Below are 18,238 nucleotides of genomic sequence, written 5' to 3'. Positions count from 1 at the left end.
AATATATTTTCCATGGGGAACAGGATTACGGAACTTTTTGGTATTGAATATCCTATTGTTCAAGCGGGTATGGTTTGGACTAGTGGTTGGCGATTAGCTTCTGCCGTTTCCAACGCCGGTGGTTTGGGGTTAATAGGAGCTGGTAGTATGTATCCGCAAGTATTAAGGGAGCACATTCAAAAATGTCAACAAGCAACCCGTAAGCCTTTTGGTGTAAATGTGCCCATGCTTTATCCTGATTTGGATAAGCTCATGGAAATTATAGTAGATTTAGGTGTAAAAATTGTATTTACTTCCGCAGGGAACCCAAAAACGTGGACCTCCTATTTACAGGAAAAAGGAATCACCGTAGTTCATGTGGTCAGTAGTTTAAAATTTGCGATAAAATCTCAAGAGGCAGGGGTAGATGCCGTAGTTGTCGAAGGTTTTGAGGCCGGCGGGCACAATGGCCGGAATGAAACTACAACTCTTACTTTGATTCCCGCAGTAAAGGAAAAATTGGATATCCCCATAATTGCCGCAGGCGGAATTGCAACCGGAGCCGCAATGCTTGCTACAATGGTACTGGGTGCGGATGCAGTACAAGTAGGTAGCCGCTTTGTAGCGAGTGATGAGGCATCATCACACCTATTGTTCAAACAAAAAGTAGTAGAAACAGGTGAAGGAGGTACACAGCTTACCTTAAAAGAATTGGCTCCCGTCAGGTTGATAAAAAACAAGTTTTATAACGATGTTCAGAATGCCTATGCTAAGGGAGCTTCCAAAGAAGATTTGATTTCTTTACTGGGCAGGGCACGTGCCAAGCGAGGTATTTTTGAAGGTGATATGGAAGAGGGCGAACTCGAAATTGGGCAAGTAGCATCACTGATCCATGATATTAAACCTGCTGCAAGAATTGTAGAGGATATGATGGCCGAATTTAAAATGGCAAAAAAGGCCATGGCATCTTTATAATAAGAATGGAATAAATGGAAACCCCATGATAAAAAAAATCCCTCCGGTTATGGAGGGATTTTTTTTCTTATTAGCCCTCTTTTAAATTGGCCAAGTACTCTATTAAGTCTCGTAATTCCCTTTTAGAAATTAAACGGCCCATTGGCGGCATCGCCGATGGCATATTTTCTCGTTTCTCTATTCTCGAAATAGGAATGTCCAAAGGCTCTGCTTCGGAAGTTCTAAGTGTTAGTTCTTCATGGTTTTCGGCTTCAAGGATTCCGTTAACTTTTTGACCGTCTTTTAAAGTCAGCGAAACACTACCATATCCGGGTGCCAATCGTGCGCTCGGTTCTATAAGTGCTTCCAAGAGTTGTTCTCTGGTCAAAATATTACCAATATTCTCTAGAGAAGGTCCAACATCGCCTCCTGCGCTACCTATTGCATGACAGCGGGTACATTGCGCTGTTGGGTTTTTGTTGAAAACGTTTCGCCCATTGCGGTAATTACCACCTACTAGAGTTTCCTTAAACGCGTCCATTGAATTTCCATTTTCTTTAAGGGGTTTCAACTGTGCAATTAAGTTTTCGTCTTCTGTGGCTTCCACAGCCTCAATAAGGTCTAGAATAACACTTTGTTTTAGGCGGTCTGCGCTAGCTTGTTTTATCAACCCTTCTAAAACTTCTCCACTTTTCTCAACGGGAAGTTCACCTAGAACACTCAATAATTGTTGTTGCTCCCGAACCGAACCTTTTTTGAAAATAGGGCCTATGATACTCGGTAGATTTTCTTTTGAAATTTCCATTTTGGACATCAGTCCTATAGCCGTAGTACGAACATCCTTGTCAGCATCCTTCATACCATATTGCATGGCTGTTTCAATTTTGTCAAAACCTAGTTTTCCTAAGGCATTTAAAATTTCGGACCTAACCATTGGCGACTTATGTTTTTTCATAATGGAAAAAAGAGCATCGTTATGAGAGTCGATTCCCAAATTGGCCAGTGTGTTGGTTATACCGATTAAAATATCTGTATTGGTGTCCTCGATAAAATCTGGAATATCCTTTTCAATTTTTTGCTTTACAACCTTAGGGTCTCTCTTAATTTCACCACGGTAGCGACCATCAACTCTATCCAGGACGGAAGGTTCTGCCCAAGTGCCAATTGTAGCGAGAGCTTCACCTCTTAGAACATTAGACCTGTTTTTGTCCTTGGCAAAAGTAATGAGGTTCTCAAGGGCTTTATCGTCTCCTACACGAAGTGCTGCATTAATTGCTCTTCTCAACAAGGGCTCCGAGTTGAATTTTTGCACTGTTAACATATTCGCAAGTGCGGGAAGTGCGGCTTCAATGGAAAAATCATCATTGATTGCCCTTGCAGCCTCAGTAACAATGTATTCGTCTTCGTCATTTAAAAATTCAGCAACAGCAGGGTCTTGAAGTCTTCGTAAAACGAGTACGGCCGCTATTCTCAAGCTTCGGTTTGGATTGTGCGCCAGAGTAGTAATGGATTCGGTTTTACCAATTCTGGACAATGCCAAAACGGCCGCATGTCTCAGATACACATCCTCGTCATTGTTGGCTACAATAAGGTCCAATAGCGGTTGAATGGCGGCTTCGGTTTTAATTCTACCCAAAGCTTGTGCCGCAAAGAACTTCACTCTTGGATTGTTATGCTTTAAGAGCGGTATTAATTTTGAGCCTGCTTCGGTATATTTTACATCGCCTAAAACCTTAGCGGCCTGGGCAATGATCTCAGGGTCATTGTCGGCTAACAAGGCAACAAGTGGTTCTGCCTCGGATGCCTTTTTATCGGCCAATTGGCCTATTCCCCAAATAGCATGTATACGAGCAAACTGGTTGGAATTTTTAGCGGCCGCTTCTTTAAGGGCTTTGTAACCTTTTGAGCCATTTTTCACCAATTGAAACTGTGCTTTTTTTCTAATACGCATATCACCATAAGAAAGCAATTGAACCAACTCGTCCGTAGATTGCTCTTCATAGTCCAAGGTCATAAGACGTTCTGTTTCTTTTCGCTCTGCGGCTAAATCGTTTTTGGCATCGCTAACATCAAGTTTCCAAACGCGTCCGTAGTTTTTAGTTTTCCATCCATTTACCCAGTCGGCCACGTACATGGCACCATCCGGACCAAATTGAATACCTGTTGGTAGAACGCCACTCAAGATACTTCTGTCCGTATTCAGTTCAAACGAAGCACCTTTTGGTTTTAAGTCAAAGGCCCAAATATTGGATCGGTCAGGGTTACCCACGAACTCTACTAAAAAGAATTTGTTGAGCCAGTCCTTACCTAAAGCCGTACCTGGGTTAAAGGTCATACCGGTAGGGCCGTTATGAAAGTTTTTAATGGGCGGTACAATATATGCGGCCTGCCCTTCCCAACGTGGGGTAAACAGTTTTTCATCCATCCAAACCTTGTAACCATTGTTTTTAGGGTCTGTGTATTTACCGTACTGCCAATTGGAACGCCAACCGGAATCAGAACCTTCAACAAGGTGAACAAGTCTTTCACTTTCTCCGGCATGGTCGCCATCGTTATCGGAAGAGATGATGTTTCCGTAGGCATCAAAAACAAATTCATGGGTATTTCGTAATCCTCTGGCAAAAACTTCAAAGCTGCTTCCGTCAGGATTGGAGCGTACAATAACCCCTTGGTTAGGGTATTTCAGGGTTTGGCCTTCTGCAGTGGTAAGGTTAGCCCCAATATCGCCAATACCCCAGTAAATCTTACCGTCTGGGCCTTCTATGGCACCGGACATTCCGTGGGCGGCAAAACCAATGTGTACGGCAAAACCGTGTGCTAGTGATGTTTTTTCATCTAGGATTAAATCATCATTGGTGTCCGTTAAACGCCACATATCCGGGCCTACACCAACAAAAACGTCATCTTCTCTTACTAAAAGCGCTCCGGCAACGTCTGTAATTTCATCATTAAAATCTTCCAGTATTCGGGTAGATCTATCCGCAATGCCATTGTTATTGGTGTCTTCTAGCATCCAGATTTCGTCCTTTTCTACAGTAAGGTCTTTCCAGTCATGGCTACCATCTTCATTAAGGTCCGGGAACCATTCATTTTCTTCGCTCTTTTCCGGGGCAAATGTTTCGTGAAGGAATTTGCGACGGTCCTCTACGGATTGCAGGGAAATAGAAGCGGTCATCCAATCTTGATGCCCTCTAATGTCAAATTCCGAGTTTTTCTGACGATTGGTACGTGTAAGGTACACTTTGCCTTCATCATCAATTTGCATGGCAATTGGGTCTGGAGCCAAAGAATCTGACGCCCAAAGCGTTAGTTCTAGTCCGTCCGCGATTTTAGGACTAATGCCTTCTCGCATTTCTTTTGCCCTACTGACTTCGGTAAGGGAATCTTCTATAATAACCAGAGGGGTTTCCTTTGGTTTTTTTGGCTTGGATTCACAAGCGCAGAACAGGGTGATTAGAAGCGATGTTGCAACTAATTGGGTGAGTTTGGTTTTGTTTGTCATTACTGTTTTGTATTCATTGGTAAGTAGCTGATAAAAATAGGCAATTATGAATACAGTAAACAACTAGCTTTTAATCTTTTTGCTGCGCATGTATGGCCCTTACGATAATCATGGCCTTGTCTTTTTCATCATCTCGAACATAAATGTCCAATTCGCCATTAATGTTAGCGGCAAAACCTGCTAAACGGGCAGATTCAGTAGCATCTTTAATGATAGGGTTGATGCCTACTTCCTTTAACTTCTCTTCAATACGTTGGGCGGTAAAACGGTTTCCCGAGTAAATTTTTACTTCTTTAGATTTCATAACTTTATTTTTATAACAATATGAAGTTAGTGTGTTATAGTAAAATTATGACCTCATAAAAAGTTAATTTTTGATGCTATAGCCCCTATTGATGAAAATGTTATTTGTTTTATGATTTCGTTAGAAAACTTATGGTCACCAAAAGTTGTCCCACATGGCGTTGGCTATGTTCAGCGGCATGAAAAAGAAGCCCTAAAGTTGTTGACGGTAATTTTTTGCGACCCACGGTACGCGGTTCTTTTAAGGTAGCTTCGTTCAATGTCTCGAAAAACAATAATGCTTCCTTAGTTTTATTTTGAAAGTTGAGAACTAAATCAGCGGCGTGTAGTTCTGCAGTCGGTTTTCCTTCATTGGCAAGGTAGGGAAATTGTGAATCCGTTAAACCCTTAGACTTGGCATAGGTAATCATACGGTCCAGAACTCCGGTAATATGTTTTAGGTGAAACCCTACAGAAGCCCTTCCGGCAATTTTAGTCCAGAGTTGGTCTTCGGGAAAACCCTGTAAATAACGTTCTATTTCTTCTGAAGATTGTAAGAGGGCATGAGCAGCGGGCTGCAAAAGCGGGGGAATTCCTGGAACCGGACCTCGTAGCCAAACTTCGGGCTGTGAATTTTGCATGAGTTATAGGTTTTAATTTTTAATGGTCTTCGTGGTAATGTTGTTTTAAAATATCGTTTCCAAAATCATTGGTCAAATCACGAACAACAGTGTGTACATGGTTGGCGTTGTTTTGGGTATTGTCATATTCAATTAAAATGGTAGGGCCTTGTAAACGGTAGTAGTGGCCTTTACCAGGTTCTAAACTACCTGCCCAAGCAAAAGAAAGCTTGTTTATATCCGCTTTGTCTATTTTTGATGACATAGATTTAGAAAATTCCGGTTCATAGTTGTTCAAGTAGAGGTGTAGAAGTTTTTGAAAGATTGTTTTTTGTTCTTGTGACAGATTGGAATACCATACGCCATTGGGCTCTAATCTAGATGTGTTCCTGTTATTGCGGGTAAATATTTCGAAAGGTGCTTCATTAGAAAATACGGCTTGTGCCAATTGTTCCTTAGATAGGGAGTTGAGCAGTTCAAAACCTAGTTTGGTCTCTTCTTTGAGTACTTCTTTCCCTTTTAAATTTCCGCTTGGCACAACACCTGGATTGGAACCCATAAAAGAGGGTGTAGCCGATACAATAGCTCCTTTGGAGGCTACAAAGTTCAAGGATACATGATGACCTTCAAAGCGCCAACCCCAATATGCTCCTTCCGCAGGTTTCCCAAATATTGAAAAGTGATAGTTCAGGGCGTCTCGCATTGGAGTGCCGTCCGGCATGGTACGTTCGTTGTTTTCTAGCACCGCTAAAATATTTTCCAGCGCCATTATTTCTGAGGTCTTTCTAAACCCTTCTTGGCTCAAAGAAGCTTTTAATAGATGGGTGGCAGCCTCTTTTTGTTCTTCATTAAAGTCGTGAAAGGTTGGTCCTTTTCTGGCTATAGGTACATAGTTAAAATTGAAACGCTCTTCGTCGTTAATTTTAAATTGGGCCTTCTCTAGAAGGTCTGAACCTAGAGTGTGCAAAAAAGTTTGGGCAATATCGTGAAGGTCTTGAGCCTGAGCCTTTACAAATAGGAATACACAACAGGCTAGGAGTACGAATGGTTTTGGTCTCATTTCTATGGTTTTGGTAAGGTGGTGAGCGAAACTAGTTTAAATTTAATAAACTCCACCCCAATTTACGAACCATAGGATTTATGCTCAATTTTAGTAAACGCTGTAATTGAGGTGGTTTAGTGTAGGTTTGCGCAAGAGGTCTAGTTCCTTTGAGTACCCGGTTTTTTTAAAACTACGTAACAGTGCCTCAAAGTTAGAGCCGTTGGTAATCAGTTTTAATTGGTACTCTGCACATTTAATAATAATCTGGGTCTCGGAAATTTTATACTCGGAAGGGTAAACCTTAAAATATCTTGATATACGGCTAGGTACGCCCAATTTTGTTAAAATATGCATTGGCGATAGATAAAAGGTATCTATAGTTTCTTTGCCCCGAACCAAACTAATGGATTCTATCTCTTCCTTTAAAATGGGAATGATACTGTCATGATTATCAAAATTACCAACAACCATAACCCCCATTGGTAAAATGTCTAGATTGCACTTTGTCTGACTTAAAAGTAAATCCGTTTTGTAATCCTTGTTTTTAAAATCTACAAGACGAAACTTGTATTTTGGATTAGGCTTTAAAAACTTAAAAAGGCTTGCAGCGGGTTTTGCAGTTAGAGGAGAAGTGTTTTTCATTCCTGTTCTGTAGGTTTGGTTCGTTGTTAGGCTTTTAGGGCGGTATTCTACATACCATGAGGGGACTGCAATTTACAGAATAATGACGATATTTTTTGGCTGTTAGTACCATGTTGCGGCATAAAACGAGGTTATCAAAAATGCGTTTTATCGATCAGTAATAGTGTTAGTAAGGGGTGGGAATTTCTTTTCATTCCATTTAAAAGTTATCAACATAAACGTTGGTGATAACTTGTTGAAAACTTTTTTAAGCTTTATTCGTTGTTGTAGCTGTTTGTTTTTTATGGGAACCTTTAGAGAAGTCCACGAGCCTTGATTTCCAGATACTTATTAATGGTATTCATGGTTAGGTTTTCTGGCTTGGTCAAAATGGTTTGAATGCCATATTTCTGAAGTTCCTTTTGCATTAAGCGTTTTTCCAAGGCAAATTTTTCGGCAATGGTCTTGTGGTAAATAGCCTGAAGGTCTTCTGCATCTGTAGAAATTAGTGTATCCAATTCTGTGTTCTCAAAAAAGATTACGACGAGCACATGTTTTTTGGAAATAGCGCTCAAGAACGGAAGCTGTCTTTTTGAGGCTGATATGTGTTCAAAGTTAGTGTAGAGGAGTAAAAGGCTTCTTTGGTTTACTTTTCGCTTTATATGGGCGTAAAGCATGCCAAAATCCGAATCTGAAAATTGAGTATCAATACTAAAAAGTTTTTCCAGGATGGTATTCAAATGTGTGATTTTCTGGATGGCCGGAACAAAGGATTCTATTTTTTTTGAGAATGTAATCATTCCCGTTTTGTCGTTTCGCTTTAGGGCAACGTTTGAGAAGGCTAAAGCGGAATTAATAGCATAATCTAAAAGTTTAAGCTCGTTAAATGGCATTTTCATTACTCGGCCCGTATCAATTATGGAATAGATTGGTTGGGAACGTTCATCTTGATATTGATTGACCATCAACTGATTTTGTTTGGCGGTAGCCTTCCAGTTAACGGTTCTAAAATCATCACCTTGTACGTACTCCTTTATCTGTTCAAATTCTTGAGTATGCCCAATGCGGCGTATTTTTTTTAGGCCAACCTCGGTCAGTCGGTTATTGATGGCCAAAAAGTCATATTGCTGCATCTGAATGATACTTGGGTATACGGGTACCATTTGATCCTTTTGAAAGATAAACTTGCGCTTTACTATTTTTAAAGGCGATGACGCAAATACGTTTAAATTTCCAAAAACATACTCGCCACGGTCAATAGGCCTTACGGTGTAGCTATATTCTTTTTTATCCCCTTTAGATAAGCTTGTTTTATATTCAAAATCGCGTTTTTGAAATTGAACGGGAAGTTCGTCTATAATGGATACATGGGTAGGAAATGCATATTGACTTTTAAACTGAATTAAAACTGGGTTTAAATCGCTGTTAGATAATTTTTTAGGTAATGTTCTGGATGCTTTTATGCCTGTCGTTGGCGCATAGAGTAGGTAAGTGTCAAATAAAAAGAGGGCAATTAAAAGCAAGCTTAAAAGCCAAGCAATAGGGTAGAGCACTGGCAGCCAATAACTGAGTATAAAGCTGGCGGAAAGTATAGCTATATACCTAAAAAAAACGTTGTGTATGTAGAACGATTTTAAAAATTGCATCCTTATCTCGGAATTTCTACAGACTCCGTTATCATTTGAATTACACTTTCTGTGGTCATGCCTTCCATTTCTCGTTCTGGAGTTAAGATTACTCTGTGGTTAAGGACCGGAACTAAAGATTTTTTAATGTCTTCCGGAGTTACAAAATCCCTTCCGCTTATTGCGGCAAAGGCTTTGGCGGCATTTAATGTGGCAATGGAAGCTCTAGGAGAACCACCTAAATACAGATGTGGATGGTTTCTTGTTTTGGAAATAATTTCGGCTATATAACGTATAATTTTTTCCTCTACCACAACCTCTTGGATATTCGCTTTAAAACCGGCTAATTTTTCGGGTGTAAGCACGCCATTTATCATTTCTTTTACAATGGCTCCTTTCCGTTCATGATGGGTCTTTATAATTAAGATTTCCTCATCAAGAGAGGGGTATTCTACTTTTATTTTAAAAAGAAAACGGTCTAGTTGGGCTTCGGGCAGGGCATATGTACCTTCCTGTTCTATTGGGTTTTGTGTGGCCAATACCATAAATGGCGCTTCCATTTTGTAAGTGGTACCGTCCATGGTTATTTGACGTTCTTCCATGGTTTCGAACATGGCGGCCTGGGTTTTTGCCGGAGCTCTGTTTATCTCATCAATTAGCACGATATTGGAGAAAATAGGTCCTTTCTTATATTCGAACTCGGAAGTTTTTATATTAAAAATTGAGGTACCTAGAATATCGCTTGGCATAAGATCCGGTGTAAATTGAATCCTGCTAAAATCGGTTTTTAAAGTTTTGGCAAAAAGCTTTGCGGTAATGGTCTTGGCAATGCCCGGGACCCCTTCAATAAGCACATGCCCATCTACTAAAAGGGACACAATGAGAAGTTCAACAAAGTTTTCTTGGCCAATAATAACCTTAGAAAGTTCGTTTTTGATTTCGCCAACGGCGTTCTTCAAATCTTCTAGAGGAACGCGATTGTTAAAGTTGAGGTCTTCATTTTGAATCTCATTATTTTCCATGTGATTTCTTTTTAAAATTTTCTATGGCCGAATTCAGTTTTTGTAACTCATTATCGGTTAGGTTATCCTTTGCTTCCAATTGTGCTATAAGTGAGAAAAGTGCTTTGATTTCTCCCTTGGTATGATGGCTTCGCGATGCTAAATTGATGTAAAACTCATCGTCCTTATTCAATGTATTCAAATAGAAACGAGAGCGGATGTATTCCAGAAAATGAACCACTTTATGTTCCGCAATTTGTTTTCGTTCCCCTTTTTCAAAGTACATATCGGCAATGGTACGGGTAAAGGCCAGCGTTTGGTTTTTAAGCGGGTTAATTACCGGTATGGCCCTTTGCTTACGTTTTCCTTCAAAAAATACATAGATAACAATACCGATCAGGGCAAGATAGTAAGCCCACCTAAATTCTTTGGTATTGAGAAAAACGTGCATAGGTGATGTGTAAACCGCTTTTCCGCTTTTATAATGGTTATCCATATAAATTGTTCGGGAACCGTCTAAATAGGATAGAAGCCCCGCCGTATATGTTTTGTTGTTGTCCTTTAGAATAAAGTAGTTTGTAAAAGCTTTAGGAAAAGTACTTAGAATAATCTCTCCCTTTCCAAATGACCTTTTGATTACGTTGTTTACTTCTTCATCTTTCTTTTGGGTCTTCTCTATATTGGTTACAGTTCCTAAGATAGTCATGGAATCCGTCCCGTATTTCACAAAATACGTAACGTAATCTTCTTTGTTAAAAACGTAGCCGTCTTCTGAATCTAGCGCAGGGTTCACCAATCTGTGTTTATGGGACCGTATGTTTTCTAATCCGCTAAAAAGAGTAGCGGTATTTAGCTTAAGAGTGTCCAAAAGTTTTTCTTCGTAATCTTCAGAAGCTATAAATAGTGTATTGCCCTTTTCTACCCAGTCTAAAAGAGAGAACAGTTCCGAATCACCAAAACTTACATTGTTGTTTACAAAAAAGTAGGTTCCGGAAGCTTCTTCGTTAGTTTTAAGGAATTCAAAAGGAGGAATATTTACCTGCTTAATTTTATTCGGAAAAAGATGTTCCATAACATCGTTCAACACAAAAGTGCCATAGGGTATTTTGTGCTTGGCCACGTAAGAGTTGGTCCAGTTGATCTGTTTGGGACTGTTATATTGAATAACCATTAACAGGGCCACCGTAGCTATGGCTACCACAATATATTTTAGACCTTTTTTATCCATTGGAGCTTATGATTTTTTCAATGGATTCAAATGTTCCTTTTGCTTTTTGGTAGGCGGTTTCATCAATATAAAAACCTCCGTACCAAGTAAAATTGTATAAACGGGTAATTGCGGTAAACGGACTTTGGAGATCGGTTTTTGAAATTTCTTTTAAGTAGTCATCATTGGTTTTTTGCAGTTCCCATGAAATGAGTTCTTTCTCGCTCATTAATTTTAATACCTGTAAATAGGAGTATCGTACCGCCAACCGGAAGTCCTTTTGGGAAAGGGCTTGGTTAATTAAATCCTGAATATTTTCATTTTTAATTATATGCTCTTCCTCCGAAAGGGAAACCAAGGCCTTGTTTTTTGAGGCTTGTTTAAGTGCACTGGCGTTGATATTCAGAAAAAACCGAATGAGAATATAGATCAGTACACCCAGAAGTAAATAAGGTACAAGGCGTATGAATGTGGCAAGAATGCCGGAAGCTTCCTCAACACCAAAAATATTCTCAAGAATACGGAGCATGAGGTTGTTGAGCCAGCTTTTAAAATCGTCCCACCAAGTGGGGTCTATTTCGACAACTTCATACTGAAAATCCTTATCCTCATAAAATTTGCTTAGATCGGAGTCGCTAATAGTCTTGACTTCAAGAGGAGCGGAGTCATAGACAATATTTAGAGAATCTTTCTGCGCAGAAAGAATTCCGGCCCAGTATATGCCTAGCAGTAAAAGGAAATGCAGTTTTCGCATATTTATTCGTCAGCCGTTCCTCCAAGATTTTTTATGCGTTCGTAAGTACCCGTAAAGTTCTTTTTCTCGTTCAAATCAAAATAAATTAAGACACTGGCCACAATAGAAATGATGTTCAATAGAAACTGGGCAAGCGTACTTATAATTCCCAAAACAATAGAAATAGGATCTGCAACGGTAAAATTTTCGGCATCTATTTCACCGGAAAGTATACCCATCTTGGCGTAGGTATATATCGTAGCCGGTAAGGCAAAAGCATAACCGGTAACCGTAACTATGATACCCACAACAAAAAGTGAAGCAAAGGTTACCCACCAATATTCTTTTACCAAAGTAAAACTATTGCTAAAAGCATCTGAAACTCCTTTTCCTTCAAAAGCAAGGATACTAAAGGACAGCACCAGCGGTACATAAAGAAAAACACCGGGAATAATACAGAAGAGAAAACCGCACCCAACACATAGTGCCACTAAAAAGCCGAGCCCGATAAATTTCCAAAAGGAGCTATAAACGTTTTCCTTAATTTCGGTAAAGTCTATATTTCCGTTGTGCTTTATATATGATTTGATGTAAAACAAGGTAGTAGCTTGGGCCATTACATAGGTAGTGACGGTGGCGATAAGAAATACTAGGGCAACCACAAAAACGACCAAGCCACTTACAGCGGAGTTGGAGCTGCTTATGCTAAAATTCATGAAATCTCCTATCTGGAACATATAAAAACCGTAGCTAATAAGCATAACCACTAGAAAAGGAGCGATAATCTTAAAGAAGACACCAAAAAACGTTTTGAATTCGTTTCGCAAAAAGCCAAAGGTGTCCGATAAAATTTGGCTCATTTCCCGTTGTTTTTTGAACTCTATAAACTGTTTCATGCGGTTGGTTTTTTGTGAAGTTGTTTAGGATATATAACGTAGTAAAAGAGAATTAGTGCCAAGGAAGATAAAATTATAAAAATGGCCAAAGCATCCGGCATTTCTGTATGTCTTGTGACAAAGCCTTCTAAAAAACCGGCAATGATGAAAAAAGGAACCGTACTGAGCATAATTTTTAATCCGTTTTGCACCCCTCTTTTAAAAGATTCCAGCCTAGTATATGTGCCCGGGAATAGAATGCCGTTGGCCAACACCAGTCCGGCACATCCCGCAATTATAATTACCGATATTTCTATGGTGCCATGAATCCAAATGGTACGTGCAGACTCCCAAAGTAATCCTTTTTCGTAAAAGAAATATTGAAAACTACCCAACATAATTCCGTTTTGCATCATAACGAACAAGGTGCCAATACCCAATAAAATACCATAAGCAAAGGCCATAAGCGCTACCCGAATATTGTTGATGGTTATGCCAAGAAACATATTAAATTCCCCCATTTTCTTATAAACGGCCATGGGGTCTCCCTTGTCAATATTTTCCATGGTCATATTTACATAGCCATCACCCAAAATTGAACGAACAAACGTACCTTCGTTTGCGGCAGAAAATGCACCTACCAGACTAAAAAAAACAAATACCAGAAAGGCAATCAGTAATTCGCGTTGGTGATGGTAGAACATCGTAGGGAATTCGGTTTTCCAAAATTCCACAATACGGTTTTTAGGTTCACGTTTGGTCTTGTAAATTTTTTGGTGGGCCTGAGAGGCCAAAGTGTTGAGGTAAAACTCTGTATTGCTGCCGGCATAAAAGGTTTTGGCGTAGCTAAGATGGTCCGTAATTTCAATGTAGAGGTCGGACAATTTATCTGGTGTCAATGCCGTTTTGTTGGTCAGGGCATTTTCAAAAGTAGCCCATTTGTCTTTATTTTGCTTTACAAAGGCGGCTTCGCGCATCAACTTTTGGTTTATACCAAAGAAACGAAACTATGGAACAATTTCAAATAGAAACAGCCCAAAATATAACCATTAACCAGCATACGGCACATCTAGGAGACCGCATGCTTGCTTATATGATAGATAGCTTTATCATTCTAGCCTATACCATAATCATGATTATGGCACTGCTTTCTTTGGATATTGATTTTGGGGATATGTGGGCGCTCTATATGCTTATTAGTTTGCCGGCCTTTCTGTACTATGTGCTTCTAGAAACGTTTATGAACGGGCAGACCGTTGGTAAGACCGTTATGAAAATACGAGTGGTAAAACTAGATGGTTCCAAACCCGGTTTTTCTAGTTATTTTGTGCGGTGGATATTACGGATTATAGATGTAGTACTTACTTCCGGAGGTGTTGCGGTACTTACTATTTTAATTAGGGGCAATGGTCAACGTGTAGGAGATATAGCCGCAGGAACAACCGTAATTAGTGAAAAGAAAAGAGTCTCTTTAAAAGATACCTTGTTACGCGATTTACCTGAAGATTATAAACCTCAATTTCCACAGGTTACCATTTTTAAGGACCGTGAGATGCAGACGATCAAGGAATTTTATGATTCCGCCAAACGCAACGGAAATCATAATGTAATTGTATCTTTGAGCGATCAAATAAAAAAGGTAACGAGCATAGCTACGGATATGACACCTTTGGATTTTGTGGATAGAATAATCAAGGATTATAGTTACTACACGCAACAACTGTAATCTGGTTTAAATATTCTTTCAAACGTTGCACAGTGGCCCAAAATATTAGGAACGCTCAAAAATACATTTTCACACATGTTTTATTTTTTAATCGATATTTTGGGAACTATTGCTTTTGCCATTTCCGGGGTTTTGGTGGCGATGGACAAGAAGCTGGATCTTTTCGGAATTTTTATAATTTCGTTCGTAACTGCGGTAGGCGGGGGCACCTTACGTGATATGCTCATAGGCAATACGCCCGTACTTTGGATGCGTGAGCCCGTGTATATTACGGTTATTGCCGGGGCCGTTGTTTTTTCAGTGATTTTTGTGAGACACTTAAAATATCTGAGAAAAACTTTATTTCTGTTCGATACTATAGGAATTGGCCTCTTTACCATGTTGGGTATAGAAAAAGGATTAACGGCAGACTTGCTGCCCGTAATGTGTGTGGCACTAGGAACTATTACGGCTTGTTTTGGAGGTGTTATACGCGATATGCTGTGCAATGAAATTCCTGTAATCTTTAGAACCAAGGAGATTTATGCAACGGCCTGTATTCTTGGGGGTATAAGTTATTTTATACTCGTACTTCTTCCTATAGACGGAGCTTACGCCTACATTGCCGCTATCCTAATTATTATCGTTACCCGATTGTTGGCGGTCAAATTTGGACTTGCCCTACCTAATATTTATAAGAAAGTAGACGTCTAAATAATTGACTTTTATTCTATGACCTCCGCTTTTTGAATATAGATATTCTGTTGCGGCCAATCTCCCTCGCCAATTTCTACGCTGTTAATTTTATCTACAACATCCATTCCTTCTATGACCTTTCCAAAAGGCGTAAACTCCCCATCTAAATGGTAGGATCCTGGTTTGGTGACCACTATAAAAAACTCGTAAGGTGATGCCAGCATATGCGGATTGTCAATCTCACTACTGGGCATAGAGATTACCCCTCTATGGTGTTTATGGCCTTTTCGAGTGTCGGGAGGAAGAAGGTATCGTCCAATCTCGCTTCGTTTTTTTCCCGTTTTTCTATCGTCTGAATTGCCCCCTTGAATGATAAAATTCTTCACTATCCGGTGAAATTGGGTGTCGTTAAAGTAGCCTTTACGTGTTAAGTAAATAAAATTGGCCTTGTGGTACGGCACATTGTCAAAGAGTTGAACGGTAAAACTCCCGAACCGGGTGGTAATCTTTACTTTATCAACCTTTAAATCCTTTTGGTATTCAAAGAAGAAATCAATTGCATTTTCTTCAGTTAATACAAACTCTTCTTCTTTTTCTTTTTGGATTTTAGAGGAATCAATTTGAACCGTATCTTTTTTTACTTCTTCCTGTACGGTAGTTTTTTGCTTTTCTTTAGGACTTTCGCCACAAGAAGCGAGAAAAATTAGTGGTAATATTGCTAATCTAAAAGAATTTCTGATTGTCATGAATTTTGATGATTTCTCTATTCGAATCCCAAAAATAAAGAATCTGCCTTTACCCGGAGAGGCTTCGCATTTAAAAATGGCTCCTCAGTTTAGATTGGAGGAGCTACAAACGGCTAGGCAAAAGCCTAAATTGACGAAAAAAGCGGCAGTAATGGCCCTTTTTTATCCAGATGAAGTAAATCTAACCCGTTTATTGCTCATTTTGAGAAAAAGCCACCCCAAGGACGTGCACTCCAATCAAATAGGCTTTCCAGGAGGTCAAGTAGAGGCCGAAGATGCCAATATGATGGCCACGGCGCTAAGGGAAACGCATGAAGAGGTGGGGGTAGAACCTGTAAACATAAAGGTTATAAAATCACTCACCGAAATTTATATACCTCCAAGTAATTTTAATGTCCACCCCTTTGTTGGGGTGTATAATAGGGCGAAACCATTTTTGCCCCAAGAGACAGAGGTAGAGGAACTGGTAGAGGTGCCCCTGCTGGATTTTATGGACGAGAGCAATATTTTTATCCAAGAAATGACTACTTCTTATGCCTCAAACGTACCCGTACCTGCCTTTAAATTAAATGGTTATACCGTTTGGGGGGCTACCGGAATGATGCTAAGTGAAATCAAGACCTTGTTACAACAGGTTTTATAGGGGTAAATTCGTATTTTTGTGCCCTATGGGCATATTTAAGGAAAATCCTTTCGGGCATATTCTGTTTCTAAAAAAATGGCTTATCCGTATTTTAGGATTGGTAACACATTCAAGGTACAAGCGTTTTAACAGTTTGGAGATAGAGGGATCGGACATTATCCGTTCCTTACCGGACAAGAATGTGCTTTTTGTTAGTAACCATCAAACCTATTTTGCAGATGTAGTTGCCATGTTCCATGTGTTCAATGCCAGTCTTAAAGGGCGGGACAATAATATAAAGAACGTAGGGTATATCTGGAACCCCAAGTTAAACATGTATTACGTTGCGGCTGCGGAAACCATGAAAAAAAGCCTTCTGACCAAGATATTTGCCTATGCAGGCTCCGTGAGCGTAGAACGTACTTGGAGAGCGGAAGGAAAGGATATTAAGCGACAGGTGAAAATGAGCGACATCTCAAGTATTGGGAAGGCGCTTAATGATGGTTGGGTCATAACTTTTCCCCAAGGTACGACCACCCCATGGAAGCCCCTTAGAAAGGGTACCGCCCATATCATCAAGAAATATAAACCTGTAGTGGTTCCTGTGGTTATTGATGGTTTTAGACGTTCTTTTGATAAAAAGGGACTTCGGATAAAGAAAAAGGGTATTCTTCAATCTATAGTTATTAAAGAACCTCTGGATATAGATTACGATAACGAGTCGTTTGATGCCATTATCGAAAAATTAGAGTATGCTATAGAGCAACACCCATCATTCTTAAAAGTGATCTCTAAAAAAGACTTGCTTGCCTACGAAGAAGAAAATGAATTACGTAGGTACAGGAACCGACATAAAATTTAGACTTCCAGTTTTCTAAGTTCTTTATAATTCTTCTTTAGCTTCCTTAGGAGCAGTCCGTAGAGGAGGAAATAAATACCGCCAAAGAATGCAATCATAACCACGCCCAATATGGCCATGGAGACCATTAAAGTAGTTTTTAACTTTTCCGGGGAAACATTTTGTGCATTGCCCGCCATTTCCGTAAAATTATCCATAAAACTATCGTTCAGGTAAATGCCTATTATAACTATAGCTATGAATACTAATATGGTAGACAAGGAAAATATAACGTAGTATTTAACAGTTCTTCTGGTCCTAATAATTTTGCGCATGAGATTCTTGGCGCTATCCAACACGGAAATTTCTTTATAGCGCTTATAGAAAAGGTATACAAAGTAGAATACCACCACGTAATAAATAATGGTCATGGCCAAGAAATAATGGTCTACAACGGTGTTTTCGTAAATGCTCATACTCTTCCTAAAGGAAGGTATTAAGTAGAGTAGATTGGGTAAAACTATTTCTAGGATGCTAATAATGAGAATCCATTTGACAATAGAGGATGATTTTCTCCATGTCATTTTATGTATATCACTATAGGTCAGCTTAGGGAGTTCATCTCCCTTCTTCTGCCAATCTTTCTTTAAAAGTTCCAGTTCGTCCATCATCTCCTTAAGGATTCAATACGGTTCTTAATTTGGTCTTGATCCGGTTCATCTTCACACGGGCATTAACTTCAGTAATACCAAGGGTTTCACTTATTTCGCGATAATCTTTGTCCTCTAGGTACAAAAACACTAGGGCCTTGTCTATATCGCCTAATTGCTTTACCGCCTTGTACATGAGCTTTAACTGCTCTTCTTGGGTGGCATCGTATTCGTCGGCTTTTATTTTAAAAATTACCGATTCATAGTCTTGTGTCTGAATACGCCTTTTAGATTTTCTATATAATGTAATAGCTGTATTCAGAGCCACGCGGTACATCCATGTACTAAATTTAGATTCGCCCCTAAATTTTGGATAGGCCTTCCAGAGCTGAATCGTTATTTCTTGAAACAGATCATTGTGCGAATCCCTATCATTGGTGTACAATGTACAGACCTTGTGAACAATGTTTTGATTGTTCTCAAGTTCCGTCACAAATTGATGTTCCAGTTCGTTGTTCACGGCAAGGTGGTGGTTGTTAG

General features: G+C 39.5%; 19 protein-coding genes. 5 read left to right on the top strand and 14 right to left on the bottom strand.

Going from position 1 to position 18,238, the window contains the following annotated elements:
• Positions 1–12: 12 nt before the first annotated feature.
• Positions 13–954, top strand: coding sequence for a nitronate monooxygenase family protein (locus Q4597_RS15030; RefSeq protein ID WP_303406880.1), 942 nt, complete (start codon positions 13–15; stop codon positions 952–954).
• Positions 955–1,024: 70 nt separating this feature from the next.
• On the opposite strand, the gene Q4597_RS15025 is transcribed toward Q4597_RS15030, so the two are convergent.
• From Q4597_RS15025 to Q4597_RS14975, 11 genes are all read right to left on the bottom strand, one after another.
• Complete coding sequence (locus Q4597_RS15025; RefSeq protein ID WP_303406879.1) at positions 1,025–4,435, bottom strand: HEAT repeat domain-containing protein; 3,411 nt, start codon at positions 4,433–4,435, stop codon at positions 1,025–1,027.
• Between the two features lie 70 nt (positions 4,436–4,505).
• Entirely contained in the window at positions 4,506–4,739 is a 234-nt protein-coding gene (locus Q4597_RS15020; RefSeq protein ID WP_289062052.1) for a putative signal transducing protein, read from the bottom strand.
• A gap of 109 nt (positions 4,740–4,848) precedes the next feature.
• Positions 4,849–5,358 (bottom strand): DinB family protein, encoded by a 510-nt coding sequence (locus Q4597_RS15015; protein WP_303406876.1) that lies wholly within the window; start codon positions 5,356–5,358, stop codon positions 4,849–4,851.
• A gap of 19 nt (positions 5,359–5,377) precedes the next feature.
• Positions 5,378–6,397, bottom strand: coding sequence for a DUF3500 domain-containing protein (locus Q4597_RS15010; protein ID WP_303406874.1), 1,020 nt, complete (start codon positions 6,395–6,397; stop codon positions 5,378–5,380).
• A 90-nt stretch (positions 6,398–6,487) separates the two neighbouring features.
• Positions 6,488–7,021: a hypothetical protein gene (locus tag Q4597_RS15005; protein ID WP_303406872.1), complete on the bottom strand. Its 534-nt coding sequence runs from the start codon at positions 7,019–7,021 to the stop codon at positions 6,488–6,490.
• 293 nt (positions 7,022–7,314) lie between these two features.
• Positions 7,315–8,646, bottom strand: coding sequence for a DUF58 domain-containing protein (locus tag Q4597_RS15000; protein WP_303406871.1), 1,332 nt, complete (start codon positions 8,644–8,646; stop codon positions 7,315–7,317).
• Between the two features lie 2 nt (positions 8,647–8,648).
• On the bottom strand, positions 8,649–9,647 hold the full coding sequence (locus Q4597_RS14995; RefSeq protein WP_303406869.1) for a MoxR family ATPase: 999 nt from the start codon (positions 9,645–9,647) through the stop codon (positions 8,649–8,651).
• Positions 9,637–10,854: a DUF4350 domain-containing protein gene (locus Q4597_RS14990; protein WP_303406867.1), complete on the bottom strand. Its 1,218-nt coding sequence runs from the start codon at positions 10,852–10,854 to the stop codon at positions 9,637–9,639. Before Q4597_RS14990 ends, Q4597_RS14995 begins: the two co-directional genes overlap by 11 nt.
• Complete coding sequence (locus tag Q4597_RS14985) at positions 10,847–11,587, bottom strand: DUF4129 domain-containing protein (RefSeq protein ID WP_303406866.1); 741 nt, start codon at positions 11,585–11,587, stop codon at positions 10,847–10,849. The genes Q4597_RS14990 and Q4597_RS14985 overlap by 8 nt, the downstream gene beginning before the upstream one ends.
• Before the next feature lie 2 nt (positions 11,588–11,589).
• Positions 11,590–12,462, bottom strand: a complete 873-nt coding sequence (locus Q4597_RS14980; RefSeq protein WP_303406865.1) for a hypothetical protein — start codon at positions 12,460–12,462, stop codon at positions 11,590–11,592.
• Positions 12,459–13,418, bottom strand: coding sequence for a stage II sporulation protein M (locus Q4597_RS14975; RefSeq protein ID WP_303406863.1), 960 nt, complete (start codon positions 13,416–13,418; stop codon positions 12,459–12,461). Before Q4597_RS14975 ends, Q4597_RS14980 begins: the two co-directional genes overlap by 4 nt.
• 32 nt (positions 13,419–13,450) lie before the next feature.
• Here Q4597_RS14975 and Q4597_RS14970 point away from each other — a divergent pair, with 32 nt between their 5' ends.
• The gene (locus tag Q4597_RS14970; protein WP_215912409.1) at positions 13,451–14,167 is read left to right on the top strand and encodes an RDD family protein; all 717 of its coding nucleotides are present in this window, start codon (positions 13,451–13,453) and stop codon (positions 14,165–14,167) included.
• Positions 14,168–14,242: 75 nt separating this feature from the next.
• Entirely contained in the window at positions 14,243–14,860 is a 618-nt protein-coding gene (locus Q4597_RS14965; protein WP_215440922.1) for a trimeric intracellular cation channel family protein, read from the top strand.
• A gap of 11 nt (positions 14,861–14,871) precedes the next feature.
• Here Q4597_RS14965 and Q4597_RS14960 read toward each other — a convergent pair whose 3' ends face one another.
• On the bottom strand, positions 14,872–15,588 hold the full coding sequence (locus tag Q4597_RS14960) for a peptidylprolyl isomerase (protein WP_303406862.1): 717 nt from the start codon (positions 15,586–15,588) through the stop codon (positions 14,872–14,874).
• On the opposite strand from Q4597_RS14960, the gene Q4597_RS14955 reads away from it, so the two are divergent.
• Positions 15,587–16,231: a CoA pyrophosphatase gene (locus Q4597_RS14955; protein WP_303406861.1), complete on the top strand. Its 645-nt coding sequence runs from the start codon at positions 15,587–15,589 to the stop codon at positions 16,229–16,231. The genes Q4597_RS14960 and Q4597_RS14955 overlap by 2 nt on opposite strands.
• A gap of 25 nt (positions 16,232–16,256) precedes the next feature.
• On the top strand, positions 16,257–17,072 hold the full coding sequence (locus Q4597_RS14950) for a 1-acyl-sn-glycerol-3-phosphate acyltransferase (RefSeq protein WP_215440918.1): 816 nt from the start codon (positions 16,257–16,259) through the stop codon (positions 17,070–17,072).
• Here Q4597_RS14950 and Q4597_RS14945 read toward each other — a convergent pair.
• Together Q4597_RS14945 and Q4597_RS14940 are read right to left on the bottom strand one after the other, a co-directional pair.
• Positions 17,069–17,719: a hypothetical protein gene (locus Q4597_RS14945; protein ID WP_215440915.1), complete on the bottom strand. Its 651-nt coding sequence runs from the start codon at positions 17,717–17,719 to the stop codon at positions 17,069–17,071. The genes Q4597_RS14950 and Q4597_RS14945 overlap by 4 nt on opposite strands.
• Positions 17,720–17,723: 4 nt before the next feature.
• Positions 17,724–18,218, bottom strand: a complete 495-nt coding sequence (locus tag Q4597_RS14940) for an RNA polymerase sigma factor (RefSeq protein WP_215912405.1) — start codon at positions 18,216–18,218, stop codon at positions 17,724–17,726.
• Positions 18,219–18,238: the final 20 nt, after the last annotated feature.

Origin of the sequence: Zobellia sp. 1_MG-2023 (assembly GCF_030549125.1) — a bacterium.
GTDB lineage: Bacteria > Bacteroidota > Bacteroidia > Flavobacteriales > Flavobacteriaceae > Zobellia > Zobellia russellii.
The sequence above is the reverse complement of the archived record's forward strand: the minus strand, read 5'-3'. Positions and strand labels throughout refer to the sequence as shown.